Raw genomic sequence first — 23560 nt, 5'->3', positions numbered from 1 at the left:
ATTCGTCGATCAGCCCTTGACGAACTTCTCCAGCTCGGCGGTACCGCCGTTGAAGCGGTTGACGTCGACCGCGCCGTCGACGCCGTCCACCTTCCCGGAGTTGCTGTACTGCCAGAAGGTGTGCGCGGGCCAGCCGCCGACCTTGCTCGGCTTGTCCACGTCCCACTCGGCGGTCCACAGCGGGTTGCTGGTGAACGCCTCGCTGTTGCCGGTGCACTCCTTCCAGAAGCTCGGGCTGGTGTAGATGACGGCCTCGCGCCCGGTCTTCTCCTTGACCCGGCCGACGAAGGACTTGATCCACTCCTCCATCTGCGCGTCGTCGAGGCCGTAGCAGGTCGCGCCGTTGGGGTTGGCCTCCATGTCCAGCACGGGCGGCATCGTCCTGCCGTCGTTGGTGTAGCCGACGGTCTTGAGGAACCGGTCGGCCTGCTTGGTGGCCGAACCGTCCGGCCGGGCGAAGTGGTAGCCGGCCCGGTAGAGCCCGGCCTCGCCCGCGCCGGAGTACTGGCTGTCGAACAGGTCGCTGGTGAAGGACTCGCCGTCGGTGGCCAGCACGAACGCGAAGTCGCGCCCGTCGGCCCCCACCTTGGCGAAGTCGACCTCGCCGTTGTGGTTGGAGACGTCGATGCCCAGCGCGTCGGCAGCCGCGGAGTCGGCGTTCGCGGCACCCGGGACGGAGGCGAGCAGGGCGGCGGAGGAGGCGAGGACGACCAGCAGCTTTCTGCGGATGTTCATGTCAGCCCTTCCGGGTCAGGAGTTCCAGGCGCAGTGGATGTGGGTGTCGTGTCCGGCGTCGCCGGGCCCGAGGATCTCGACCGCACCGGCCGACTTGCACGCGGACTTGATCTTCGCCACCTTCGGGTTGCTCCCGTTGACGGCCTGGCCGTCGATCTGGTCGACGTCGAACGCGGTGCCCTTGTAGTGGTAGGAGGTCGGGCTGTGGTCACCGCCGGCGACGGTGGTGACCCGGTACCGGTAGTCCTTGCCGATGGAGACCATTCCCCGCAGCATCGCCGTGGACAGCTCGACCTTGGTCACCCCGACGTCGCTCCACGGGCTGGTGCGCGCGGCACCGCCCTGCGAGGTGTCCTTGATGTTGCGCTGCGCGGTGGACTCCGGGTCGTTCTGGCCACCGACGTGGCTGTCGAGCAACGTGATGCCGTCGTCGGCCAGGACCTGCTCGGCCAGCTCGGCCCTGGAGGGTGCCGCTGCCGCCGTTCCCCCGGAGGCCACGGCGGGAGTCGCCGCGAAGGCGGACGCGGTGACCGCGAGTGCCACCGCCCATGCCGTCGACTTGCGGTTCATGCCTGCTCTCCTGTCGTGTGGTTGCGGATAGCGGCCGGTGAACGGGAGTTGAAGCCTGCGTCCGGGATCGACCACCGACGGCCTCGGCACCGCAAGTCCTAAGAGGACCCTGAGTGCAGGTGAGCGCCGCTATCGCCGCGCTCGGAGGCCCGACGGCGCCGGTCGACGTGTCCGGCGATACCGCCCCCAGCCGGTGATCAGCAGTCTTTCCAGCTCTGGGCGGCACCGCTAGCCTTGGCGGCGCATCGGGCACACATCGGGAACACAGAAGGCCGTTGTCCTGCGGAGACACGTGTTCCCGGGAACACGGCAGGGGACGGTGCGGTGGCAGTCGACCCACGCTTGGAACAGCGGCACCCCGACATCGGGCGGTGGTCGGGGCGGCTCCAGGAACTCGCCGAGGCGACCGGACTGTCGCTGCGCCAGCTCTCCGAGCACGTGCCGTGGTCGCCGTCGACGCTGTCGCGCTACCTCAGCGGCGAGCGCGTCGTGGACGAGGCGTGGTTGCTGGCGTCCAAGCTCATCGACCTGGCGCACCGGCGCGGGACGCCCGTCGACGTCCGGTCGGACGAACTGCACCTGCTCTACCAGCAGGCGCGCAAGGCCTACCAGCAGCAGCGGCGATCAGCCCGCGGCAAAGCCGACCAGGTGGGCGAATCCGCTGCGACCGCACCAACATCTTCCGACGTGGGCTTACCGGAGCGTCCCGCCGAACAGCCCGTCGTGGCTTCCTCCGGACAGCCCAACGCAACTGAGCCCGCTACGGACTCTTCAGAGCAGCCCAACGCGACTCCACCCGCGCCATCCCCCGATACGCCCGCCACGGCCACCTCCGAGCAGTCCGACGCCGCACCCGAGCCGCCCAGCTCCCCCGACGCTCGCCCGGCGCGCAGGTCCCGCCGCCCGTTCGTGCTGGCCCTCGCGACCGCGGTCGCCGTCGCCGCCGTCGCCGCGGCGGTGTGGGCCTCGCTGCTGTGGCTGCGCCCGCAGACCGTGGTCTGGCGCGCCAACATCGTCGGGACCTGGTCGGCCCAGCACCAGCAGCACCTCGGCGTCTTCCGCTTCCGGACCCCCGACGTCCCCGGTGACACCGACAAGGCCACCTACCACGAGGGCACCGCGGTCTCCATCGTCTGCCAGGCCCGGCACCGGCGCGTGGTCTCGGACCCGACCACCGGGCAGTCCTCACCGGTCTGGAACAGGCTCAGCGACGGCTACTGGATCCCCGACCTCTACACCGACCTGCCGAAGGTGACCGGCGAGGCACCGCCGCTGGGCATACCCCTGTGCTGACCTGACCACGACCGTTCGGCGGCCGCCGAAGCGTCGCGGGCGCAGAATGGGCCCATGCCATCCACCGCCCAGCGGGTCGCCGACCTCGCGGGCCTGCTCGCCGACAGCACGCGCGCCGCGTTCTGCCTCGCGCTGCTCGACGGCAGGGCGTGGACCGCGAGCGAGCTCGCCGCGCACGCCCGCGTAGCGCTCTCCACCGCCAGCGAGCACCTGAGCCGCCTGGTGGGGTCCGGGCTGCTCGTCGAGCGGCGGCAGGGCCGCCACCGCTACGTCCAGCTCGCCGACGCGCAGGCAGCCGAGCTGGTGGAGGGTTTCGTCGCGTACCTGAGCCCGGTCCGCGAGGAGCCCCGCAGCCTGCGGGCCGCGACGACCTCGGCCGCGCTGGCCCGCGGCCGGACCTGCTACGACCACCTCGCGGGACGCCTCGGCGTGCGGATCACCGACGCGATGGCGGAGTCCGGGCTGCTGGACACCTCCGGCGGGTTCGCCCTGACCGGGACCGGGATCGCCTGGTTCGCCTCGATCGGCGTGGAGGAGGCCGAGCTTCGCCGCACCCGGCGCCCCCTCGCGCGCAGCTGCCTCGACTGGACCGAGCGGCGTTCGCACCTGGGCGGCGCGGCAGGCGCCAGGCTCTGCGAGAGGTTCCTGTCCAACGGCTGGGTCAAGCGCATCGGCTCCAACCGAGCGGTGCGCGTGACGCCCGGCGGCGACGACGCGCTGCGCGACCTGCTCGGGATCACCGACCTGTAGCCGGAAGGCTCAGCGGGGCATGCGGCGCCAGATCGCCTGCGGCAGCAGGCGCATGACCGCGAACACCAGCCTCAGCACCGGAGGCACCCACACCACCCGGCGGCGGCGTGCCAGCGCCTTGACGGTCGCGTCGGCGACCTGGTCCGGCGTGCTCGACCACGGCGCCGGGCTCATCCCGGTCGTCATCCGCCCGATGACGAACCCGGGCCGCACCACCAGCAGGTGCGCGCCGCTGCCGTGCAGCGCGTCGGCCAGCCCGCCGGCGAACCCGTCGAGCCCGGCCTTGGCGGAGCCGTAGACGTAGTTGGCGCGGCGCACCCGCACGCCGGCCACCGACGAGTAGACCACCACGCTGCCGCCGCCCTGCTCCCGCAGCAGGTTCGCGACGTGGGTCAGCACGCTTACGTGCGCCACGTAGTCGGTGTGCACGACCTGGACGGCGTGCGCGGCGTCGCGCTCGGCGCGCTCCTGGTCGCCGAGGATGCCGAACGCCGTCACCACCACGTCGATGCGGCCGTGCTCGGCCACCACCGCTTCCAGCAGCGGTCCGTGGCCCTCGACGTCGTCGGCGTCGAACTCGACCCGTGCGACGGTCGTGGCACCGGCCTGCCGCAGGCGCTCCTCCTCCGCGGCCAGCTCGCCGCTGCGCCGCGCCGCCAGCACGACCGTGTCGTTGCCCCGCTTCACCAGGCGTTCGGCGACGGCGAGGCCGATCTCGCTGCGGCCGCCGAGGACCAGAACCGTTCCACTCACGCCGCCGAGTGTGCCTGCCGGGCTCCCTGCGGGATCGCCCGGCCCCGGCGTCAGTCCGCCTTGATCTCCGAAGCGGCGCAGCCGCCTGAGATTCCGCCACCGGAACCGCCACGCAGGTGACAGGCACTCAGCGGGATAGCCCGGCCCCGGTCACCGCCTCGGCCGCGGACAGCTCCAGCAGCCGGACGTCGGTGGCCACCGCGAGCAGCCGGAACCCCATGTCGCGCCACCGCCGGGCCCCTCGCGGGTCGGCGCAGTGGATGCCGGGGATGACGTCGTGCTCCTGGCAGGCCGACAGCACCCGCTCGACGGCCGCCAGGTGCCCGGGCTCGACGACGTCGAGCGTCGGCGCCACGCCGAGCGAGATGCCGAGGTCGGCCGGGCCGACGTAGGCGACGTCCACACCAGGAACCGACAGGATCTCGTCCAGCTCGTCCAGAGTGGACCTCGTCTCGATCTGCACCGCGCACAGCACTTCGTCGTTCGCCTTGGTGGTGCTGAACCCGCGGTCGCGCATCAGCGGTGCCATCGGCCCGAAGCTGCGCTCGCCCTGCGGCGGGTAGCGGCAGGCGCGGACGGCCTGCTCGGCCTCCCGCGCCGACTGCACCATCGGCACGATCACGCCGGACGCCCCGGCGTCGAGGGCCCGCATGATCTCGGCGGGCTGGTTCCACGGCACCCGCACCAGCGCGGGCGTGCCGGTGAGCGCCAGCGCCTGCAGCATCGACGGGAGGACGTCGTAGCCGATCAGCCCGTGCTGGGTGTCCACGCACACCCAGTCGAAGCCCGCCCGGCCCATCACCTCGGCCGTGATCGGCCCGGGCAGGCAGCACCAGCCGCCGTGGGTGGTCCGGCCGGACTCCAGCAGTTCGCGCCGCATCGTGGCCTCCCGTCGTGACGTCGGCCATGACTGCATACCACGCCGGAAGCGGGTCAGCTCCGAGCCGCGCGCCGGATCCGCTCGAGCTCGCGGTGCCGGTGCACGGCGTGGGCGAAGTCGGGCGCGGTGGTCGTGCCGCTCTCCAGGTCAGCTCGGATCTGCACGTACGCGTGCGCGACCGCGTGGGCCGTCTCGGTGCGCGCGACGCCGGGCACGAGGTCGTACTCCGCCGGAACCGCGATTTCGGCGAGTCCCGCGTCGCCGGCCCGCGCGCCGCGCAGCGTGACCTGACCGAACTGGAGGTGGCCGTTCTCGCCGCTGATCACCAGATCGCCTTCGGTCCCGTTGATCTCCCAGTGGAAGCCGGTGCCGTGCGAGATGCCGCCGCGGTAGTGGACCGACGCGACCGCGCCGCCGTCCAGCACTCCCGCGACGACGAGCTGGTCCTCGGCCGTCATCGGGGCGAGCCGCCCGGTCCCCTCCTCGCCGACCTCCGCCCTGCGTGTCGCGATGGTCGAGCTGACCTCGGTGAACTCGCCCAGCACCATCGCGAGGGCGTCGACGGTGTGGCCGAACGGGATGGTGAGCATGGTGGCGCCGTTGCCGCGGTCGAGCAGGTACTCACCGCGCGGTTCGAAGGTGGCGCCCCACCGCCCGCCCGACGCGATGATGCTGGTGGACAGCACCTCACCCACGTAGCCGTCGGAGATCAGGTCGCGCAGGTGGCGGACGGGTGCCGCCGAGCGCGCCTGGAGTCCGACGAACCCGCGCAGTCCCCGGGACTCGGCCGCGGCGGCCATCTCCTCGGCCTCGGCGAGGCCGTTTCCCAGCGGCCATTCGCTGAGCACCGACTTGCCCGCCTCCAGCGCGGCCATCACCAGCTCGCGGTGGTGCGGCACCTTGACGGTCACCACCACGAGGTCGACGTCGTCGCGTGCGACGAGGTCGTCGACGCTGCCGTGCGCCACGCCGAAGTGCTCACCCGCGGCCCTGGCCGACTCCGGGCCGCTCGCCGCCAGGGCGCGGAGCTCGTAGCCGTCGAGCGCGGCCAGCGCGGGGACGTGGGCCCGGGCCGCCCAACCGCCGTTGACGCTGAGCCCGACGATGCCGACACCGATCTTCGACGTCATGGGATGTTCCTTCCGAGGGATGCCAGTGCCGTCAGCCTATGCCATGTTCGCATCAGTGCGAACATGACCGTGTTCACATTGATGCGAACATGGCGGCGCCGCATACTGTGCGCGTGGCCAGTCGCACCGCCTCCCCGCTGCTCCATCCGGATGAGTCCGAGATCGACTTCTTCGCGGTGCTGAGCGCCCTGTGCGACCCGGTGCGGCTGAGCATCGTGCGCGCCCTCGACCAGCGGACCGAGGTGGCGTGCGGCACCTTCGACCTCCCGGTCGCGAAGTCGGCGCTGAGCAGGCATTTCCGGGTGCTGCGCGAGTCGGGCCTGATCCGCCAGCGCGACGACGGCACCCGCAGGCTCAACACCCTGCGCCGCGACGAGCTGGACCGCCGGTTCCCCGGTTTCCTCGACCTCGTGCTGCGCGAAGCCGCGCGCTGAGCAGCGGCGGCTGACGGGCCGGGTCCGTAACCTTGGTCCATGGCAGTCGACGTTCTCTCGGCACGCGACCTCAACCGGGCCACGCTGCACCGGCAACTCCTGCTCGAACGCTCGACGCGTACACCGGTCGAAGCCGTGGAGCACCTGGTCGGCATGCAGGCGCAGGTGCCCATACCGCCCTACTTCGGGCTCTGGACGCGACTCGACGGTTTCGCCCCCGACGACCTCGCGCAACGGCTGCTCGACCGCAGCCTCGTGCGGATCGTGCTCATGCGCAGCACGGTCCACCTGGTCACCGCCGACGACTGCCTCACCCTGCGGCCGCTCATGCAGCCGCCGATCGACCGCGACCTCGCCCGCAACCACCCCGTCGGCGTGGAGCACCGGGAGATCGCGGCCTACGGGCGCAAGCTGCTCGACGAGAAGCCGCGGACCCTCGCGCAGCTCCGGCCGCTGCTGGCCGAGCGGTGGCCGCAGGAGGACCCCGCCCGCCTCGGCTACGCGGTGCGCAGCCTGCTGCCGCTGGTGCAGATCCCGCCGAGGGCGGTCTGGGGCAGGAGCGGGCAGCCGACCTACGCCACCGCCGAGACCTGGCTCGGCAGGCAGCTCGACCCGGTGCCGTCGTTGGAGGACGTCGTCCGTCGCTACCTGGCCGCGTTCGGACCCGCCACCGTCGCCGACGTGCAGACGTGGTCCGGCCTGATCGGGCTGCGGGAGCTCGTGCGCGGTCTGGGCCTGCGGGTGTTCCGCGACGAGCACGGACGCGAGCTGTTCGACCTGCCCGACGCGCCCCGGCCCGAACCGGACGTGCCCGCTCCGCCGCGCTTCCTGCCGCCTTACGACAACGTGCTGCTCTCCCACGCCGACCGCACCCGGATCATGACCGAGCGGCACCGCAAGCTGCTGTTCGGCGCGAACAGCGGGGTTTTCCCCGGCACAGTGCTGCTCGACGGCTTCGTGCGCGGGACCTGGGAGATCAGCAGGCAGGGCACCACCGCGGTCCTGCACGTCCGGCCTCTGGCTCGGTTGTCCAGGAGGGACTCCGCCGCTCTGGAGGCGGAAGGCCGTGGGCTGCTCGGCTTCGCCGAGGAGTCGGCCGAGCAGCACGAGGTGCGCTTCGGCGCGGCCGAGTGACCGTGCGGCCGATTGACCGTTTACGCCCCGAACACGGCCGCATACGCTGGGGCGGAGATCAACCGCCTAGCGAATCCGAGTGGGCCCGATGCCGAACACCGACGAGACCTCCATCCCGCACGTCGACACCAGCCAGCCCAGCATCGCCAGGGTGTACGACGCGTTCGTGGGGGGCAAGGACAACTTCGAGGTGGACCGGGTGGTCTACCGGAAGATCCTGGAGATCGCCCCGGAGGCCGCCGAGGTCGGCAAGCAGTGCAGGGCATGGCTGATCCGCGTCGTGCGCTTCCTGTCCGGGCAGGCGGGCATCGACCAGTTCCTCGACCTGGGCTCCGGCCTGCCGACCGCGGAGAACACCCACCAGGCCGCGCAACGGCTCAACCCCGAGGCGCGCGTGGTCTACATCGACAACGACCCGTCGGTCGCCGCTCACGGGCGGGCGCTGCTGGAGGAGAACGACCGCACCCACTTCGCGGTCGCCGACCTGCGCGAGCCGGCCGACCTGCTGGCGGACCCGATCGTGACGTCGAACCTCGACCTCACCCGGCCGGTCGCGCTGATCCAGTGCAACACCCTGCACCACGTCACCGACGACGAGCGGCCCGCCGACATCATGCGGGCCTACGTCGACGCGCTCGCCCCGGGCTCCTACGTCGCCATCTCGCACCTGTTCAACCCGGCCGACGGCAGCGACCGCGCCCAACTCGCCGAGGACTCGCAGAAGCGCTTCAACGCCATGATGGGCAGTTGCTACTACCGGCGCCGGGAGGAGATCGAGGAACTCTTCTGCGGCCTGGAGATGGTCGAGCCCGGCCTCAGCTACCTCTTCGACTGGTGGCCCGACGGTCCGCGCCTCACCCCGCCGGCCCCCGGCGCGCACAACCTGCTCGGCGGCGTCGCGCGGAAGAACTGACGGCTGCGGTGACCGGGGCCCGGCACTTCGCGCGCTGGGCCCCGCACCCCGTCAGCGGTCTCAGCGGTCGAACCGACCGGCTTTGAACCCCGGCGACGAACCGCCCCCAGTGCTGAGCGGGGACGGCCAAGTACCCGGCGGCGCGGTCCTTCGTATCCCGCACCGCGGCGCCTCCGGATGCACGGCCGACCTCGACGCAGGCGCAGTCCGATGTCTGCAGCAGTCCCGGTACCAGCAGGGGCGACCAGTCGACGATCTCGGTCGCGGCGCGCTCGCACTCGAGCATGCCCGCCATCTGTTGGTACATGCCGGGGATTTCCGACGTCAGCCAATCGCTGTCACCTGCGTTGCGCGCGAGTTCGACGACCCGTGCGCGCTCCCGGCACGGCATCAGCGACAAGCCCGGCCGGTGGCCCGCGGGTATGCTGATCACCACGCTCTGCGGCGAGACCGTCAAAGTGCCGTGCCCGACGCCGCTCGGCGGCACCCCGAGGAGCCATAGCATCACCGAGCAATGCACCGGGTGCGCCGACGAGTACCAGCGGCGCGGATCTCCCTCCACCGTCTGGGACTTCTGAGATCAGGTCCAAGTCACGGCGAGAAAATACCGCCACACCAAGGCATTTCCTGCTTAAGCTGACGTCCCGGCCGACAAACCGAGGAGCCGCCGCCCTGAACGGGAACCTGCACGATCCCAACGGCATCGACACCGCCGAACTCCTGCGGAAGCTGGACCGCGACCGCCGGGCCGCCGGCGAACCCGGGCCGCGCGGCGGGATCGTCCGCGAGCACTCCCCCGACGGCTCGGAATGCCGGGTCGTGCATTCCCGTCTTGGCGACATCGAGGCCGCCGAAGTCATCCGCGACGAGATGGCCCGCGCCGACGCACACGGGTACGCGCTGGAATGGAAGCTGTACGGCCACGACGAGCCTGCAGACCTGGCCGACCGCCTTCTCGCCGCCGGTTTCCGCCCCGACGCGGCGGAAACCGTCCTGGCGCTGACCCTTACCGATACGTCGGCATTCGCCGCGCCCGCCTACGACATCAGGCGCGTCCACGACGCCGACGGCCTGGACGCGGTCGTCGAGATCTCCCGCGAGATCGGCCGGGCGAACGCCGACGAAGAGAAGCAGCGGCTGGCGGCGGTTCTCCGCGATACGCCCGACGAGATGAGCGTCCACGTCGCCTACGCCGACGGCGAGCCGGTCGCGTGCGGGCGCACGCACTTCGCCCCCGGCAGCGACCTCGCCGAACTCGCGGGAGGCCGCACCAGGACCACGCACCGGCGACGCGGCCTGTTCACCGCGCTGGTCGCCGTCCGCCTGCGCGAAGCGCTGGCGAGGGGCCGCACCCACCTGGTCGTCGACGCGCTGCCGACCTCAGAGCCGATCCTGCGCAAGCGCGGCTTCCACGCCCCCACCTGGACGCGCCCGTACCTGTACGAGCCGACGCGCTAGCAGCACCTCGCCGGGCACGACAAGCCGCAGCGCGGTCGAGCGCGTGCCTCCGGTAGGCACGCGATCTCGACCTCTCAGGAAGATCGACCGGGAACACCCCCCGCAGAAAGCCGCCCCGGCACAACGACACGACGGGACGCGAGCGCGCTCGCGCCGTCGCGCGCTCACGGCCTCCCGCGGTCGTCCCCGAGCCTTCAGCGCATGGGCGGCTGCTGCGGCGAGCCCGGGGGCTGCTGCGAGCCGGGCGGCATCTGCTTCGCCGTCCACCACCGCATGGCGTGCTGGACCAGGGCGATCAGCGTCTGCTTGGTCGACTCCTTGTCCCGTGCGTCGCACGGCCCGATCGGCACGTCCGGCCCGATGGCCATGGCCTCCCGGATCTGCTCGATCGAGTGCATGAGCTGCCCGTCGAAGCAGTTCACGCCGATCAGGTAAGGCAGTCCGCGGTCCTCGAAGAAGTCGACCGCGGAGAAGGAGTCCGCGAGCCGCCGGGTGTCGACGAGCACGACCGCACCGATCGCACCGCGCACCAGGTCGTCCCACATGAACCAGAACCGCTGCTGCCCGGGCGTGCCGAACAGGTACAGGATCAGGTCCGAGTCCAGCGAGATGCGGCCGAAGTCCATGGCCACCGTGGTGCTGGTCTTGTTCGGCGTGGCCGCCAGGTCGTCGACCCCCCGGCTGGCCTCCGTCATGACCGCCTCGGTGGTCAGCGGCACGATCTCGGAGACCGACCCGACGAAGGTCGTCTTGCCGACGCCGAAGCCACCGGCGACGACGATCTTCGCCGAGGTCGTGCCCCGCGACGACTGCGGTTGCGGCGGCGTCGCACCGGCCTGCTGCGCTCTATAGCCGACGGAGTCCACTCAATACCCTTTCCATCAACATCAAGTGTGGTGCGCTGCCGCTCTCGGACACCGTCTGGTGAACGGTGATCAGCCCCAGGTCGGCCATGTCGGCCAGCAGCACCCTGGCCACCCCGATGGGGATGGACAGCAGCGCGCCGACCTCCGCGACGGAACGGGGATGCCTGCACAGCTCCGCGATCGACTGGTGCTCCAGCCGCAGCACCGAGTCCGGTTGGTAGGCGTCTCCGGTGGAGACGAGCGTTTCGAGTTCGAGCTGGTGGTTCGACCTGGTGCGCCCGCCGGTCCACGTGTAGGACCGGATGCTGGAGGCGGCGGGAGCCTCAGGTTCGACCGGTGGGGGTGCGGGTGCCGCTTCCGGTTCGGGGGCCGGTCGCAGCACCTCCTGCTCCTGTGCCGGTTCCGGCTGCTGCCGGTCCGCGCGCCGGTCGCGGCGCTTCTTGCGGCCACCGGTGAAGGTGAAGCCGTCCAGCACATCGGCGAAGGAATCCTCCTCCGGTCTTCGATCATCGGGGAAGTCGGGGCCTCTGCTCATCTGGTCCTCACACCAGCTGACCGGTTGGTGCGCCTGGTGAGCCCTGCAGCTGCGAACGGATCTCCGGGGTGAGCATCTGACCGACGCGCTCGACGAGCATGGTCATCTCGTAGGCGATCAGACCCATGTCGCACTGCGGCGCCGCGAGCACGGTCAGGCAGGAACCATCGCTGATGCCCATCTGCAGCAGGGTGCCGCGCTGCATCTCCACGACGGTCTGGATGACCTGTCCGGCCTCGAAGCACTTCGCCGAGCCCTGCGTCAGGCTCAGCAGGCCCGACGCCACGGCGGCGAGCTGGTCGGCGCGGTCCCGCGGCAGCTTCGCCGACGCAGTGAGCAGCAGGCCGTCGGCCGACACGACGATCGCGTGGGCCACACCGGCCACGCGCTCGGTGAAGTCCGTGACCAGCCAGCCGAACCTGCGCGAAATCGTCTCCTGGGCAGTCATGCAACCTCCTGTTTTTCGCCGAGGTGATCAAGGTGCGCGGTAGGGATCGATGTAGTGGACTGCACTCTCGTGTTGACCCCCTTCATCCCTCGTCGGGTGCGCGGTGCCTGCCACGCTGGGAACCGCTCTGGAAGCTGGCCAGGCGACTGCGCAGGTGCTCGGCGTCGCGCTCGAAGCGCCCGCCTTCGTCGCCAGGAGGCGTGTTCACGCTGCCGGGCGCGAGGTGCGCCTTCGGGGTGCGCCGCGGCAGTCCTGCCTCGGTGAACGACGTGGGCTGCGGGTTCACCGCGGCCTCGGCCGCCCGCCGGGCGTCGTCGGCTGCGAAGTTCCAGGCGTCCTCGACCGCGCTGCCTGCCTCGGCGGGCGCGGCCGGCTCGGACTGGCCGAAGTGGACGCCGTTGTACTTCTCGGAGAACTCCCTGCTCACGTCGCTGGCGCTGCGGGAGTTGCCCGCGCCCTCGGCCTGCGCCGCGCCGCGCGGTGTGCGGCGGGGCAGGCCCGACGTGGTCAGTGGTGCTGGTTCCTGGCTCATGCCGACCTCCGCGGGCTCACCCGCCTCCACCTGGCCGGTGGCTGCGCCCAGCCCCCAGCCATCGGAGGAGCGGGACTCGTCCGACCGGCTCCAGTCTTCGGGGTCGCGCGACTCGCCCCAACCGCCGGACGAGCGGGCCCCGTCGGCGTCGTCCCCGGACGAACGCGCCAGGTCCGCATCGTCCCAGCCGCTGGGCGAGCGGTGCTCACCCACCTCGCTCCAGCCGCTCGGCGCGGGCGACTGCCCCGCGTCCTCCCAGCGGCCGGGCGAGCGCGGCTGGTCCGAACGGGCAAGGCCGTCCGCGGCTCCCGGTCCGACCGGCAGTCCCAGCTCGTCGACCTCCACCTCGGACCGGTCCCGCTGACCCGAGTCCGGCCAGGCGAACTCGTGTTCCGCGGTCCCGGACGTGGCGTGCGCCTGCGCGTCGTCGGTGGCGGGCTGGAACCACTGGGTGGAGACCTCTTCGAAGATCGGCGACTCGCTGGTGTCGGCGACCTGGTCGCGCGGGGGCTCCTCGGTCACCGCGGGCCATGCGGGCGCGAAGTCCTGCCCGACCGTGCGCGGCTGGTGCGGTATGTCCAGCGACGTGCCGCCGGGCTCCGGGGTGAACAGGTTCACCGTCTGCTCCGCGGGCTGCTCCGGCGGAATCTGCTGCGCGGCCCCGTAGGACTCCGACTGCTCCTCGGCGGCCTCGGAGGGTTGCGACGGCTCGAACAGCGGCGCCGGCCCCGAGAGGTCGCCCTCCGTTGCCGGGGCACCGTGGTCCTGCTGGAGCGAGGGCTCGCGCGGCTCCCGCCTCGGCAGCGGCGAACCGGAGTCCAGGGCGTTCAGCCCGCCCGACGGATCCCGGCGGGGCAGCGGCGCGCTCGACTCGAACTCGGCGCGCGCGGTCGGCTCGGAGACGCCGCGCCGCGGCAGCGACGGGCTCGGGTCGAAGTCGGCCGCCGGGAAGCCCTGGTCGTCGCCCGCCGGCTGCGCGGGGATCGACGTCGCGTTCGGCAGGTCGTGCTGGGTCGAGCCGTTGCGGTGCACGCCCTGTCCGGGAGGCGGCGGAGCCGTGCGGCCCGCGTCTCCCGCCACCACGTGCTCGGCCGGAATCGTCACCGTGGCGCGCACACCCTCGACGTCGGGGCCGCCGTGCAGCTCGACGCCGATGTCGTGGCGGACGGCCAGGCGGCCCGCCACGAACAGGCCCATCCGCCGCGAGGTCGCCAGGTCGTCCTCGTCGACCCGGGCCAGCCGCTCGTTGGCCGAGGCCAGCTCCGCGTGGCCCATGCCGATGCCCTCGTCGAGCACGTCGAGCACGACCGAACCGTCACCGGACTGGTAGCTCGACACCGTCACCGAGGTGTCCGGCGAGGAGAAGTTCGCCGCGTTGTCCAGCAGCTCGGCGACCAGCCGCACCATGTCGCTGGCGGCGTGGCCGACCAGCTTGACCGCCGGCGGCGGCTGCACGATGACACGCGGGTACTGCTCGATCTCCGACACCGCCGCGCGCAGCACGTCGGCCAGCTCGGTCGGCTGGTAGAAGCGCCGTGCCAGGTCGCTGCCAGAGAGCACCATCAGGTTCTCGTTGTTCCGGCGCATCCGGGTGGCGAGGTGGTCCAGCTGGAACAGGCGGGAGAGCTGGTCGGGGTCCTCCTCGTCCTTCTCCAGCTCCTCGAACAGCCGGAGCTGGCGTTCCAGCAGCGCCTGGCTCCGCCGGGAGACCGAGACGAACGCCTCGCTGTAGCCGCGCCGCAGCGAGGCCTGCTCGACCGCCAGGCGCAGCGCCTGCCGGTTGACCTCGTCGAAGGCCCGGGCCACCTGCCCGACCTCCTCGTCGGTGTCCACGCCGACGGGCTCGAGCTCGGAGTCGACCTTGCGCCCCGCGCGGATGCTGGTCACGGCCTCCGGCAGGCCCTTGTTGGCCGACTTGAGCGCACCGCGCCGCAGGTCGCGCAGCGAGCCGAGCAGCTGGCGGGCGATGGTGATGATGATCGCCGCGGCCAGGATCAGCGCCGACAGCAGCAGGACCGAGTCCCATCCCGCCGCGCTGCTCGCGTCGTCCTCCAGGTCGAAGGCGATCCGCCGCACCTCGGCGCCGAGGTCGTCGTGGCCTTCGTCGATGAGCTGGATGACCTCGTCGGATCGCTGGTTCCACTGGTCGCGCGGGACCGAGTAGCCACCGGAGAACTTGCCGTCGGTGGTCTCAAGCACGATCGCGGTGGCCAGCTTGTTGCGCTCGAGGATCGCCGTGCCGGTCATCGTCTGGTCGAGGCGGCGCTGCCAGTGCGCGGCCACCGTGGCCCGGGCCTCGCTGATCTTGCCGATCAGCCGGGCCCGCGATCCGAGCAGCTGGTCCAGCGCCTGGGGGCTGATGCTGCCCTCGGCCAGGCCGGTCAGCACCCACGCCTGCTGGAGCCGCACTTCCTCCATGATGGACACCATGTCCTGCATGGCGGAGGCGGTGCTGGAGAGGTTGCGGTCGGCGACGGTGCTGGTCAGCGCGCGGTTCAGGGACAGGATCGAGTTCACCAGCTTGCTGTAGCGCTCGATCACCGCGGGCGCAGGGGCCCGCCGGTCCCGGACCAGCGCGCGGGTCTCGTCGAGCTTGCCCAGCTCGGTGTTGAGCTCGCCGAAGCGCTCCCGGACCACGTCGCTGTAGTCCTCGGGGGAGGCCATCACCTGGCGGGTGCCCCGCACCGCGGCGTCGACCACGACGGCCTGCTCGTCGACCTTGCCCGCGTCGATCGAGCCGGTGAGGAAGTCCACCGACCTGGTGCGCTCCTCCTGGACGCTGACCACCAGCGGCTCGATCTGGTCCACCGCGTCGAGCACCTTGGCCACGCGGTCGTACTCGTCGGCCCTATCGACCTGCCAGCGGATCTGGCCGACACCGAGGGTGATCGCGAAGATCACCGGCACGAGCACGACGGCGGCGAGCTTGGTCGTCAGCGACCAGTTGCGCCACCTGATGACCGCGGCTCCTCTGCCGGTGTCACCGGTCGCCATCACGACCGTCCTCCCATCGACGAACGGCGGTTCCTGTGCTGCTCAGGCAGGTTGTGAAGCCGCGGGTGCGGACAAAGCGTTGGAGAACGGCGCATGCGTGCGATCCCGCAATCGTCGTCTTGGGCTGTCTGGGGCGCGAAAACCAGACCGATCCGACCTCAAGCCCTTGCGGTACCGCACCGTACCGGTGCAAGTTTCAATCAGCACTCTGAGTTACCGGACCGCCGCGCACAGCGGTTTCCGGTCACGGTGCCGAACCGAGGAGCCTCACGCCGGGGTGACTGGCTTTCAGTGCCCATGCACTATAAGCCCCTGATCGAACGAAAGCACCGGGGGCGTTTTCACCATTAGGCCGCGCGAAACGTTCCAACCGCCCACACCGGTACCCACCAGCGCTTGACCGCTAAGGCGCTTTCACTCGTTCAGCCCAACAACGGGGCTTTTCTTACAGGTCTGCAACGGCACCGTACCCCCGGATTTCAGGTGTACCACATCCGTTCACAGTCGCCCTGAACTGGGAAAACTGGTGAACACCGAGGTCATCCGCCCCGCCGCGACCGCCCCGGAGGTCACGGTTTCGTCAACCGCCTCGCGGGCGAAACTCCTAGTCAGTGGCGATCACCACACTGTCGGTCCGGCGCCGGAAGTGGTTAGATTTCCCCGCCGCACAGGCCTCCACCCCCCAGCCGCCCTTCGCGGTAGAGCGCACCTGTAGGAAGGACGCATGACCAACGCAACGCAATCCGCGCTGCGCGGGCAGCCCCGTGACCAGGCAGGAAAAGGGCGCACGGCGTTCGGCGGAATCGACAAGAGCTCCGTGCGCCCCACCCACCAGGGCCCCGATTTCGCCGCGATCCACGACAGCGCGGAATTCAGGCATCTGCGCAGCCGCGTGAAATGGTTCGTTTTCCCGATGACCGCGTTTTTCATCGTCTGGTACCTCGGGTATGTGGTCCTGGCCGCCTACCTGCCGGACTTCATGGCGACCAAGCTGTGGGGCGAGGTCAACGTCGGACTCGTCATGGGCATCGGCCAGTTCGCGACCACCCTGATCATCACGGGCGCGTACGTCCGCTTCGCCCGCAAGCACATGGACCCCGAGGTCGAGGAGATCCGCCGCGAGGCGATCGGTGACCAGCGATGAACCCCCCTGAACTCATCCCCTCCGAAGGTGCCATCTTCAACACCAGCATCTTCGCCGTCTTCGTGCTCATCACGCTCTTCGTCGTCTACCGCGCGAGCAGCCAGAGCACCTCGAGCGACTACTTCGCCGCCGGCGGGTCGTTCAGCGGAGCGCAGAACGGCATCGCGCTCTCCGGCGACTTCCTGTCTGCCGCATCGTTCCTCGGCATCGCCGGGGCCATCGCGGTGCACGGCTACGACGGCTTCCTGTACTCCATCGGCTTCCTCGTCGCGTGGCTGATCAACCTGCTGCTGCTCGCCGAGCGGACCCGCAACACCGGCCGCTTCACCATGGGCGACGTGATCGCCTTCCGGATGCGGGCGCGCCCGGTGCGGGCCGCCGCCGCGGCCTCGACGCTGGCGATCACGTTCGTCTACCTGATCGCGCAGATGGCGGGTGCCGGTGGTCTGGTGGCGCTCCTGCTCGACGTCAAGAGCACCGGCGGCCAGGCGCTGGTCATCGCCGTCGTGGGCCTGGTGATGATGCTCTACGTGCTGGTCGGCGGCATGAAGGGCACCACCTGGGTGCAGATCATCAAGGCCACCATGCTGCTGCTGTGCGCGGCGCTGATCACGATCTTCCTGCTGGGCAAGTTCGGCTACAGCATGACGCACCTGCTGCAGGAGGCCGCCCAGAACAACCCCAAGGGCGACGCGATCTTCGCGCCGGGTGTGCAGTACGGCAAGAGCGAGCTGACCAAGATCGACTTCGTGTCGCTGTCGCTGGCCCTGGTGCTCGGCGTGGGCGGTCTGCCGCACGTGCTGATGCGCTTCTACACCGTGCCCAACGCCCGCGAGGCCCGGCGCTCCTCGGTGTGGGCGATCTGGGCGATGACGGCGTTCTATCTGTGCACGCTGATCATCGGCTACGGCGCGGCGGCGCTGGTCGGCACCGACGCCATCCTCGACGCGCCGGGCGCGGAGAACTCCGCGGCGCCGCTGCTGGCCTACCGCATCGGCGGCACGGTGCTGCTGGGCATCGTCTCGGCGGTGGCGTTCGCGACGATCCTGGCGGTCGTGGCCGGTCTGACCCTGACCGCGTCGGCTTCGTTCGCGCACGACATCTACGCCAACGCGATGCGGCGGGGCAGGACCGACTCCGACTCGGTGGTGCGGGTCGCGCGGATCACGGCGCTGGTCATCGGCGCGGCATCGATCCTCGGCGGCATTCTGGTGAACGGCCAGAACATCGCGTTCCTGGTCGGTCTGGCCTTCGCGTTCGCGGCGTCGGCGAACCTGTCGACGATTCTTTACTCGCTGTTCTGGAAGCGTTTCAACACCACCGGGACGCTGTGGGGCATCTACAGCGGTCTGATTTCCTGCCTGCTGCTGGTGATCTTCTCGCCGGTTGTCTCCGGCGCGTCGGACTCGATCTTCCCGAGCGTGGACTTCGCGTTCTTCCCGCTGAAGAACCCGGGCATCGTGTCGATCCCGATCTCGTTCATCTGCGGCATCATCGGCACCTTCGTCGGCCGCGAGAAGGTCGACGAGGACCGGCTCGCCGAGATGGAGGTCCGCCAGCTCACCGGCATCGGAGGCGTCCGGGGCTGAGTCCCCGACAGCCGACGTGAGAAGGGCGCCCCGCATGGTGAACTGCTCCCCGAGGGTTGGACTGGAAATCCAGTTCCAGCTCTTGGGGAGCGGTTCGTGTATCCAGGTAGTTCGTTGTCGGAGCGGCAGCGTGAGGCTGCCGTGGCTTTGTTCGAGGCTGGTTACGGGGCGAAGGTCGTCGCGGCCCGGTTGGGTGTGTCGCGCACGGCGGTGAGACGCTTGCGGCACCGATGGGTCCTGCGAGGCGCGGGAGCGCTGATCATGAAACCGAAGCAGTCGTTCTCGTTCGAGTTCAAGCTCGAAGTCGTGCGTCGGTTCCTTGACGGCGAGGCCACCACGGCGGAACTGGCCCGCGAGTACGCCCTGTCCTCGCCCAAGCTGGTCGAGACCTGGGTGCGCAAGTACCGGCGTGAGGGTGAGGACGCGCTGCGGCCCAAGCGGCGAGGCCGACCGCCAGGCGCCCCGGAACCACCCGAGGGCGAGCTCAGCGAGGTGCAACGGCTGCGGCAGGAGAACCAGCGTCTGGCTGCCGAAAACGCCTACCTGAAAAAATTGCGGGCCTTGAGAGCGCAGGGGCGAAAGTAAAGACCCAGGTCATCGCCACTCTCAAGGCGCAGTACCCGCTGGCTGTGCTGCTGGCGGTCGCGGGCGTAGCCCGCTCGACATTCTTCTACCACCAGGCCCGGATGGACGCCGAAGATCCGCAGGCAGACCTCAAAGAAGCGGTGACGGAGGTCTTCGAGCAGGCCCACCGTCGGTACGGGCATCGGCGGGTTCACACGATCCTTGTCCGCCGGGGCTGGCGGGTCGCCAAAAAGACCGTGCTGAAACTGATGCGGGCCCTGGGCCTGGTCTGCAAGGTCCGGCGCCGCCGACCGTATGTGTCCTGGAAAGGGGAGGTCGGCACGATCGCCGCCAACGTGCTCAACCGCGAGTTCGCCGCGACCGCGCCGAACACCAAGTGGGTCACCGACGTCACCGAGTTCCGCGTCGGCACCGGCAAGATCTACCTGTCCCCAGTGATCGACCTGTTCGACCGGTCCGTCGTGGCCTACTCCTGGAGCACCTCACCCAACACGGAGCTGACGAACTCCTCGCTACGCAAGGCCATCGCCACACTCGAACCAGGGCAAACCCCGCTGGTGCACTCCGACCAGGGATTTCAGTACCAGCACGCCTCCTGGCGCAGACTCCTCACCAACGCCGGCCTGACACAGTCGATGTCCCGAAAAGCCACCTGCCTGGACAACGCCCTGGCCGAGAACTTCTTCGGCCACCTCAAAGAAGAACTCTTCCACCACAACCAGTTCGACACCGCCAAGGACCTCACCACCGCCCTCGACGACTACCTCGACTGGTACAACACCACCCGCATCTCCACCACGATGAAGGGTCTGAGCCCGGCCGAATACCGAGCCCAGACCCCCACCAACTAGCCTTCAATTAGTCGGTCCAACTCCCGGGGACCAGTTCAACGGGGGCGCCCTTCTCACGTTCGCGGACACGTTCGGCGCTTCCATTGGCGTTCAGCGCCGTCAGGGCCGGGTAGCTGGGCCGTTCCCATGCAGAGTCACCGCCAGGCTCCCCGTCCGGATTCCTACCCGCCTGGATCGCGGGATCTCCGCCAGGCCGCGGATTCCTGGCCGTACGCGCTGCGGGACCCCGCCGAGCGCCCGAGCCACTTCTTGCGCCTGCACTGCGGAATCGCAACCGGGCTCCCGGGGCCGAGTTCCTGCCCACCAGCCTTGGTCGCCGCCAGGCCACCTCACCCCGGTTGCTGCCCACCAGCCTTGGTCGCCGCCAGGGCCGCCCAGCCGAGCCGGGTTTTGCCGCCAACCCCCGTGTCGCATTCCCGCCCTGCCAGGGCACTCGCACAGAACTTCGGCCCGCCCGCCCCCTCCCCGAGGGCGCCAGGCGGCGTCCTCCCTGCCCGGACGGGGCCCGGCAGCATCCTCCGCCCTCCTCCGGAGCCCTTCCCGCACCCACCCACCAAGCCCGACCGCCCTCCGGCCCCATCCAAGCCCGAAATCCGCCCCCTTGCCGCGGCCTCCCTCTACCCCTGCCGCTACGCGCCCCACACCTCCCGGACGTAGTCGGCGAAGGGCCGCGGCGGCCGTCCCAGCGCCCGCTGCACACCGTCGGACAGGTGCGCGTTCTCCCCTCGCCGGATCGCGTCGAGCAGGTCGGTGAGCAGCCGCGCGACGTTTTCAGGAAGCCCGTTGCCCAGCAACGACTCCATGAACTCCCCCGCCGTGACCGCCTTGAACGCGACCTCGCGCCCGGAAGCCGCGGCGATCATCTCGACCGCCTCCGGGAACGACAGCAGGTCCGGCCCCGACAGCTCGTACACCTGCCGGTCGTGCCCGTCCTCGGTCAACGCCGCCACGGCGACGTCGGCGATGTCCTCGGCGTCGATGAACGGCTCCTTGCCGTCGCCCGTCGGCAGCGCGACGAGCCCGGCGTCGATGAGCGGCAGGAACATGTCCTCGCTGAAGTTCTGGGCGAACCACGACGGCCGCAGGATGGTCCACCGCGCGTCCGAGCGCCGCACAGCGGCCTCCGCGGCCTTCAGCCCGGGCACCATCGACGTCTCGACCTCGCGCGCCGACAGCAGCACGAGCCTGCCGACACCCGCCGCGGTCGCGGCGACGATGAACTCCGAGATCGTCTCGCCGTCGTCCGTCTCCGACGGCGCGATGACGTAGGCGGCGTCGGCCCCCTCCAGCGCCGGAGCCCAGGTCGAGCGGTCGTCCCAGTCGAAGCGGACGGCACCGCGACGGGACGCGACGCGCACGTCGGCCCCACGGGCGGCCAGCTTCGCCGCCACCCTGCGTCCGGTCTTGCCGGTACCGCCGAGAACCAAGATCGTGGAATTCGTCATGGCCAAGAGTCAAGCAGCGCGGACTGAGACGATCCATGGCTGATCAGCTACGGAACATGTCCGTTGCTCTAAGCTGTCCACATGGATCCGCTCGCCGACCTGCTGCACGGCGTCCGAGCCCAGGGCGCCCAGTTCTGCCAGTCCATCCTGTCGCCGCCCTGGTCGCTGCGGTTCGAGAGCACGGCGAGCCTGGAACTGCACACCATGCTGCACGAGGACGCCTGGATCGTCCCCGACGACGGTCCGGTCCTGCGGCTCCGGCCGGGTGACATCGCGGTCGTGCGAGGGCCTGGCCGCTACGTCATCGCCGACGAGCCCAGCACCCCGCCCGGGCTCCTGGTGCGCGACGACCGCTGCTTCAGCATCGCCGACGGCTCCGACGTGGGCGAGGCCCTCGCACTCGGCCCGCGCACGTTCGGCAGCTCCGCCGACGGCTCCGCGACCCTCGTCAGCGGCACCTACCAACTCCCGGACAGCCTCGGCGAGCGGTTGCTGTGCGCGCTGCCGCCGGTACTGGTCGTGCCGGCCGTGGACGACTCCTGCCTGGAACTGCTGGAGCTGGTCACGGCGGAACTGGTTCGAGACACACCTGGGCAGCAGATCGCACTCGACCGGATGCTCGACGTGCTGCTGGTCTTCACTCTCCGGGACTGGTTCACCCGCCCAGAGGCCGAGGCGCCGAGCTGGTACCGGGCGCTCGCCGACCCCGTCGTCGGCGGCGCGCTGCGCGCGATGCACAACGCCCCGGCGGCACCCTGGACGGTCCGCTCGCTGGCTGCCCACGTCGGCGTTTCCCGCGCGGGACTGGCCAGGCGCTTCACCGAACTGGTCGGCGAGCCGCCGCTGACGTACCTCACCTGCTGGCGCATGGACCTGGCGGCCGACCTCCTGCGCCGCCCCGGCGCCACGGTGACCTCGGTAGCCGCCCAGGTCGGCTACGCCGACGGCTTCGCCTTCAGCTCGGCCTTCAAGCGCGTCCGTGGCATCAGCCCTCGCGACCACCGCCGCCGCGCCCAAACCGCTACCGCGGATCCCGACGAGCAGGCTTCCCCCGCCATCCCCACCGACTCCCAGCCGAAGGTCCCATCACCCGTGCCCTGAGCCACGGCCGGGCCTCCCGGCTCCCGGCTCCCGGCTCCCGGCTCCCGGCCGAAGGTTCCGCCACCTGCGCCGGCCACGGCCCGGCCTCCTGCTCCCGGCCGAAGGTCCCGCCACCCACACGCTGAACCCCAGCCGGGCCTCCCCCGGCCGAAGGCTCCGTCACCCGCGCCCTGACCCACGGCCGAGCCTTCTGCGCCCAGCCGAAGGCTCCGTCACTCGCGCACCGAGTCGCACCCGGGCTCCCCTGCTCGCGAGGCCCCCTCCCCCGACTCCCGCCGGATATCCCACTTCCGTCGCCGAATCCCCCAGATCAGCGTCTCCCGACCGGCCAGTTCGGACAGCCGCGACGTCCATTTCGGCCACTCACCGCTTCTGGATCGTTGCGGGCAGGAAGCCGAGAAAAACACCCGGTAGGGGTGAATCCACCCAATACCCTGGCACTCGGTCGCCGCTTTCGGGAATCTGGATTGCGTCGCCCGGATGACGAATTCCGGCATTCCCGTTGCTGTGAAAGGGGTTTCCCATGTCTGCGCACGCCACTGCGGTCGACCTGCACACCACCCGGCGGGGCCCGACCCGCCAGCGGTCCTCGCACCTCACCGCCGTACCCGCGGCACCGGCCCAGGGCACCTCCCGAACCCTCACCTCACCGCCGCCGGACATCCCGGTGCTGCGCGCGCCCGAACGGATTCCCCTGGCGTTCCGACTCGTCGGCGGCCGACGCCCCACCCGCACGTCCCGGCCCGAACCAACCCCCACGACCCAGCTCCACGGACGCCGGTACGGTCCCGGCCGGCTGTCCTCGCTGCTCCGACCGCCGAGCAGGCCAGGGTCGTCCTCCACCCGGCTCCGGTCCGTCCTGCTGAACTTGGCGACCACGGTCCTCCTCGTCGTCGGAACGGCGCTGGCCACGGCCACGGCCGCGCACGCCGCATCCGCGGAAGGCCCCGCCACCATCGAGCCGCACGCCTGCCCGGCGGACAGCTTCTGCGCGTGGCCGAGCCATGACTTCCAGGGGGCTGCCCACCAGACCGAGGTATCAGCAGCCCCACTCGGTCGCTGCGTCGCGCTACCGCAGGACTTCGAGGCGACCTCGTTCGCCAACAACACCGGTCGGCCCGTCACGGTCTACCAGGACGGGTCCTGCTCCACCGAGGCCGACTTCCGCACCTACCCCACCGGATCATTCGTGCCACGTTCGCCATACGTGGCCCGCGCGATCCAGGTGTGGTCGCACTGAACCAATCTCGGCGCCCAACGTCCTGCTTCGCGCCGAAGTCGCAACGCACAAATCGCAGCGTCCAAAGAGGACCAATACCAGAGCAACGCTTCTCGCGCGAAGCAAGTACGTTTTCCTGCCCCAAACGTAAAAATCAGACGAACCCACCCCGTCCCGACCAGCCCCCGAACCACCCCGCTT

The 23560-nt window shown here is 70.6% G+C and carries 23 protein-coding genes; 12 read left to right on the top strand and 11 right to left on the bottom strand.

Annotated features, from left to right (window positions below; genetic code table 11):
• Positions 1-9: 9 nt before the first annotated feature.
• Together SACE_RS03460 and SACE_RS03455 are read right to left on the bottom strand one after the other, a co-directional pair.
• Positions 10-735, bottom strand: a complete 726-nt coding sequence (locus tag SACE_RS03460) for a lysozyme (RefSeq protein WP_009950544.1) — start codon at positions 733-735, stop codon at positions 10-12.
• 15 nt (positions 736-750) lie between these two features.
• The gene (locus SACE_RS03455; protein WP_009950545.1) at positions 751-1305 is read right to left on the bottom strand and encodes a carboxypeptidase; all 555 of its coding nucleotides are present in this window, start codon (positions 1303-1305) and stop codon (positions 751-753) included.
• Positions 1306-1629: 324 nt separating this feature from the next.
• Between SACE_RS03455 and SACE_RS03450 the strand changes: the two genes are divergently transcribed.
• Complete coding sequence (locus tag SACE_RS03450) at positions 1630-2598, top strand: helix-turn-helix domain-containing protein (protein WP_231849916.1); 969 nt, start codon at positions 1630-1632, stop codon at positions 2596-2598.
• 54 nt (positions 2599-2652) lie between these two features.
• Positions 2653-3348: an ArsR/SmtB family transcription factor gene (locus SACE_RS03445; RefSeq protein WP_009950548.1), complete on the top strand. Its 696-nt coding sequence runs from the start codon at positions 2653-2655 to the stop codon at positions 3346-3348.
• Between the two features lie 9 nt (positions 3349-3357).
• Here the strand turns inward: SACE_RS03445 and SACE_RS03440 are convergent, their stop codons facing one another.
• The 3 genes from SACE_RS03440 to SACE_RS03430 form a co-directional block, all read right to left on the bottom strand.
• Positions 3358-4101: a decaprenylphospho-beta-D-erythro-pentofuranosid-2-ulose 2-reductase gene (locus SACE_RS03440; protein ID WP_009950549.1), complete on the bottom strand. Its 744-nt coding sequence runs from the start codon at positions 4099-4101 to the stop codon at positions 3358-3360.
• A gap of 127 nt (positions 4102-4228) precedes the next feature.
• The gene (locus SACE_RS03435) at positions 4229-4981 is read right to left on the bottom strand and encodes an HpcH/HpaI aldolase family protein (RefSeq protein WP_009950550.1); all 753 of its coding nucleotides are present in this window, start codon (positions 4979-4981) and stop codon (positions 4229-4231) included.
• Positions 4982-5034: 53 nt separating this feature from the next.
• Positions 5035-6111, bottom strand: coding sequence for a Gfo/Idh/MocA family protein (locus tag SACE_RS03430; protein WP_009950551.1), 1077 nt, complete (start codon positions 6109-6111; stop codon positions 5035-5037).
• A 113-nt stretch (positions 6112-6224) separates the two neighbouring features.
• Between SACE_RS03430 and SACE_RS03425 the strand changes: the two genes are divergently transcribed.
• From SACE_RS03425 to SACE_RS03415, 3 genes are all read left to right on the top strand, one after another.
• The gene (locus SACE_RS03425) at positions 6225-6545 is read left to right on the top strand and encodes an ArsR/SmtB family transcription factor (protein ID WP_011873132.1); all 321 of its coding nucleotides are present in this window, start codon (positions 6225-6227) and stop codon (positions 6543-6545) included.
• 39 nt (positions 6546-6584) lie between these two features.
• Positions 6585-7679 carry a winged helix DNA-binding domain-containing protein gene (locus tag SACE_RS03420; protein ID WP_009950553.1) on the top strand — a complete coding sequence of 365 codons (1095 nt, stop codon included), beginning with the start codon at positions 6585-6587 and terminating at the stop codon, positions 7677-7679.
• A gap of 88 nt (positions 7680-7767) precedes the next feature.
• A complete protein-coding gene (locus SACE_RS03415; RefSeq protein WP_011873131.1) occupies positions 7768-8592 on the top strand; it encodes an SAM-dependent methyltransferase in 825 nt (274 codons plus the stop codon).
• Here the strand turns inward: SACE_RS03415 and SACE_RS38605 are convergent.
• Positions 8534-8878, bottom strand: a complete 345-nt coding sequence (locus tag SACE_RS38605; protein WP_197537748.1) for a DUF397 domain-containing protein — start codon at positions 8876-8878, stop codon at positions 8534-8536. The two genes, SACE_RS03415 and SACE_RS38605, sit on opposite strands and share 59 nt — an antisense overlap.
• A 533-nt stretch (positions 8879-9411) precedes the next feature.
• On the opposite strand from SACE_RS38605, the gene SACE_RS03405 reads away from it, so the two are divergent.
• Positions 9412-10050, top strand: a complete 639-nt coding sequence (locus SACE_RS03405) for a GNAT family N-acetyltransferase (RefSeq protein ID WP_009950558.1) — start codon at positions 9412-9414, stop codon at positions 10048-10050.
• A gap of 194 nt (positions 10051-10244) precedes the next feature.
• Here SACE_RS03405 and SACE_RS03400 read toward each other — a convergent pair whose 3' ends face one another.
• The 4 genes from SACE_RS03400 to SACE_RS03385 all read right to left on the bottom strand — a co-directional run bounded on the left by SACE_RS03400 (position 10245) and on the right by SACE_RS03385 (position 15425).
• Positions 10245-10916 carry a GTP-binding protein gene (locus SACE_RS03400; protein ID WP_009950559.1) on the bottom strand — a complete coding sequence of 224 codons (672 nt, stop codon included), beginning with the start codon at positions 10914-10916 and terminating at the stop codon, positions 10245-10247.
• Positions 10897-11451, bottom strand: a complete 555-nt coding sequence (locus SACE_RS03395; protein ID WP_173401300.1) for a DUF742 domain-containing protein — start codon at positions 11449-11451, stop codon at positions 10897-10899. The genes SACE_RS03400 and SACE_RS03395 overlap by 20 nt, the downstream gene beginning before the upstream one ends.
• A gap of 7 nt (positions 11452-11458) precedes the next feature.
• Positions 11459-11899, bottom strand: coding sequence for a roadblock/LC7 domain-containing protein (locus SACE_RS03390; RefSeq protein ID WP_009950562.1), 441 nt, complete (start codon positions 11897-11899; stop codon positions 11459-11461).
• A gap of 82 nt (positions 11900-11981) precedes the next feature.
• Positions 11982-15425 carry a sensor histidine kinase gene (locus SACE_RS03385; protein WP_009950563.1) on the bottom strand — a complete coding sequence of 1148 codons (3444 nt, stop codon included), beginning with the start codon at positions 15423-15425 and terminating at the stop codon, positions 11982-11984.
• Between the two features lie 724 nt (positions 15426-16149).
• Between SACE_RS03385 and SACE_RS03380 the strand changes: the two genes are divergently transcribed.
• From SACE_RS03380 to SACE_RS03365, 4 genes are all read left to right on the top strand, one after another.
• Positions 16150-16569 carry a DUF485 domain-containing protein gene (locus SACE_RS03380; RefSeq protein ID WP_009950564.1) on the top strand — a complete coding sequence of 140 codons (420 nt, stop codon included), beginning with the start codon at positions 16150-16152 and terminating at the stop codon, positions 16567-16569.
• Positions 16566-18158, top strand: coding sequence for a solute symporter family protein (locus tag SACE_RS03375; RefSeq protein ID WP_009950565.1), 1593 nt, complete (start codon positions 16566-16568; stop codon positions 18156-18158). The genes SACE_RS03380 and SACE_RS03375 overlap by 4 nt, the downstream gene beginning before the upstream one ends.
• Before the next feature lie 96 nt (positions 18159-18254).
• On the top strand, positions 18255-18743 hold the full coding sequence (locus tag SACE_RS38995) for a helix-turn-helix domain-containing protein (protein ID WP_044547122.1): 489 nt from the start codon (positions 18255-18257) through the stop codon (positions 18741-18743).
• Positions 18710-19594 carry an IS3 family transposase gene (locus SACE_RS03365; protein ID WP_081494991.1) on the top strand — a complete coding sequence of 295 codons (885 nt, stop codon included), beginning with the start codon at positions 18710-18712 and terminating at the stop codon, positions 19592-19594. The genes SACE_RS38995 and SACE_RS03365 overlap by 34 nt, the downstream gene beginning before the upstream one ends.
• A 629-nt stretch (positions 19595-20223) precedes the next feature.
• On the opposite strand, the gene SACE_RS03360 is transcribed toward SACE_RS03365, so the two are convergent.
• Positions 20224-21039 carry an NAD(P)H-binding protein gene (locus SACE_RS03360; RefSeq protein ID WP_021341684.1) on the bottom strand — a complete coding sequence of 272 codons (816 nt, stop codon included), beginning with the start codon at positions 21037-21039 and terminating at the stop codon, positions 20224-20226.
• 81 nt (positions 21040-21120) lie between these two features.
• Here SACE_RS03360 and SACE_RS03355 point away from each other — a divergent pair, with 81 nt between their 5' ends.
• Together SACE_RS03355 and SACE_RS03350 are read left to right on the top strand one after the other, a co-directional pair.
• Positions 21121-22140 (top strand): AraC family transcriptional regulator, encoded by a 1020-nt coding sequence (locus SACE_RS03355; protein WP_009951157.1) that lies wholly within the window; start codon positions 21121-21123, stop codon positions 22138-22140.
• A 523-nt stretch (positions 22141-22663) separates the two neighbouring features.
• Positions 22664-23380, top strand: a complete 717-nt coding sequence (locus tag SACE_RS03350) for a peptidase inhibitor family I36 protein (protein WP_009951158.1) — start codon at positions 22664-22666, stop codon at positions 23378-23380.
• Positions 23381-23560: the final 180 nt, after the last annotated feature.

This window comes from Saccharopolyspora erythraea NRRL 2338, from assembly GCF_000062885.1.
Lineage (GTDB): Bacteria > Actinomycetota > Actinomycetes > Mycobacteriales > Pseudonocardiaceae > Saccharopolyspora_D > Saccharopolyspora_D erythraea.
This window is presented reverse-complemented; position numbering and strand designations above follow the sequence as displayed.

Excerpts from the sequence above, each read along its gene's own strand:
- SACE_RS03435 (WP_009950550.1), bottom strand. The coding sequence starts at position 4,981 with ATGCGGCGCGAACTGCTGGAGTCCGGCCGGACCACCCACGGCGGCTGG.
- SACE_RS03430 (WP_009950551.1), bottom strand. The coding sequence starts at position 6,111 with ATGACGTCGAAGATCGGTGTCGGCATCGTCGGGCTCAGCGTCAACGGC.
- SACE_RS03355 (WP_009951157.1), top strand. The coding sequence starts at position 21,121 with ATGGATCCGCTCGCCGACCTGCTGCACGGCGTCCGAGCCCAGGGCGCC.
- SACE_RS03415 (WP_011873131.1), top strand. The coding sequence starts at position 7,768 with ATGCCGAACACCGACGAGACCTCCATCCCGCACGTCGACACCAGCCAG.
- SACE_RS03385 (WP_009950563.1), bottom strand. The coding sequence starts at position 15,425 with ATGGCGACCGGTGACACCGGCAGAGGAGCCGCGGTCATCAGGTGGCGC.
- SACE_RS03445 (WP_009950548.1), top strand. The coding sequence starts at position 2,653 with ATGCCATCCACCGCCCAGCGGGTCGCCGACCTCGCGGGCCTGCTCGCC.
- SACE_RS03350 (WP_009951158.1), top strand. The coding sequence starts at position 22,664 with ATGTCTGCGCACGCCACTGCGGTCGACCTGCACACCACCCGGCGGGGC.
- SACE_RS03375 (WP_009950565.1), top strand. The coding sequence starts at position 16,566 with ATGAACCCCCCTGAACTCATCCCCTCCGAAGGTGCCATCTTCAACACC.
- SACE_RS03360 (WP_021341684.1), bottom strand. The coding sequence starts at position 21,039 with ATGACGAATTCCACGATCTTGGTTCTCGGCGGTACCGGCAAGACCGGA.
- SACE_RS03455 (WP_009950545.1), bottom strand. The coding sequence starts at position 1,305 with ATGAACCGCAAGTCGACGGCATGGGCGGTGGCACTCGCGGTCACCGCG.
- SACE_RS03395 (WP_173401300.1), bottom strand. The coding sequence starts at position 11,451 with ATGAGCAGAGGCCCCGACTTCCCCGATGATCGAAGACCGGAGGAGGAT.
- SACE_RS03390 (WP_009950562.1), bottom strand. The coding sequence starts at position 11,899 with ATGACTGCCCAGGAGACGATTTCGCGCAGGTTCGGCTGGCTGGTCACG.
- SACE_RS03420 (WP_009950553.1), top strand. The coding sequence starts at position 6,585 with ATGGCAGTCGACGTTCTCTCGGCACGCGACCTCAACCGGGCCACGCTG.
- SACE_RS03460 (WP_009950544.1), bottom strand. The coding sequence starts at position 735 with ATGAACATCCGCAGAAAGCTGCTGGTCGTCCTCGCCTCCTCCGCCGCC.
- SACE_RS38605 (WP_197537748.1), bottom strand. The coding sequence starts at position 8,878 with ATGCTCGAGTGCGAGCGCGCCGCGACCGAGATCGTCGACTGGTCGCCC.
- SACE_RS03380 (WP_009950564.1), top strand. The coding sequence starts at position 16,150 with ATGACCAACGCAACGCAATCCGCGCTGCGCGGGCAGCCCCGTGACCAG.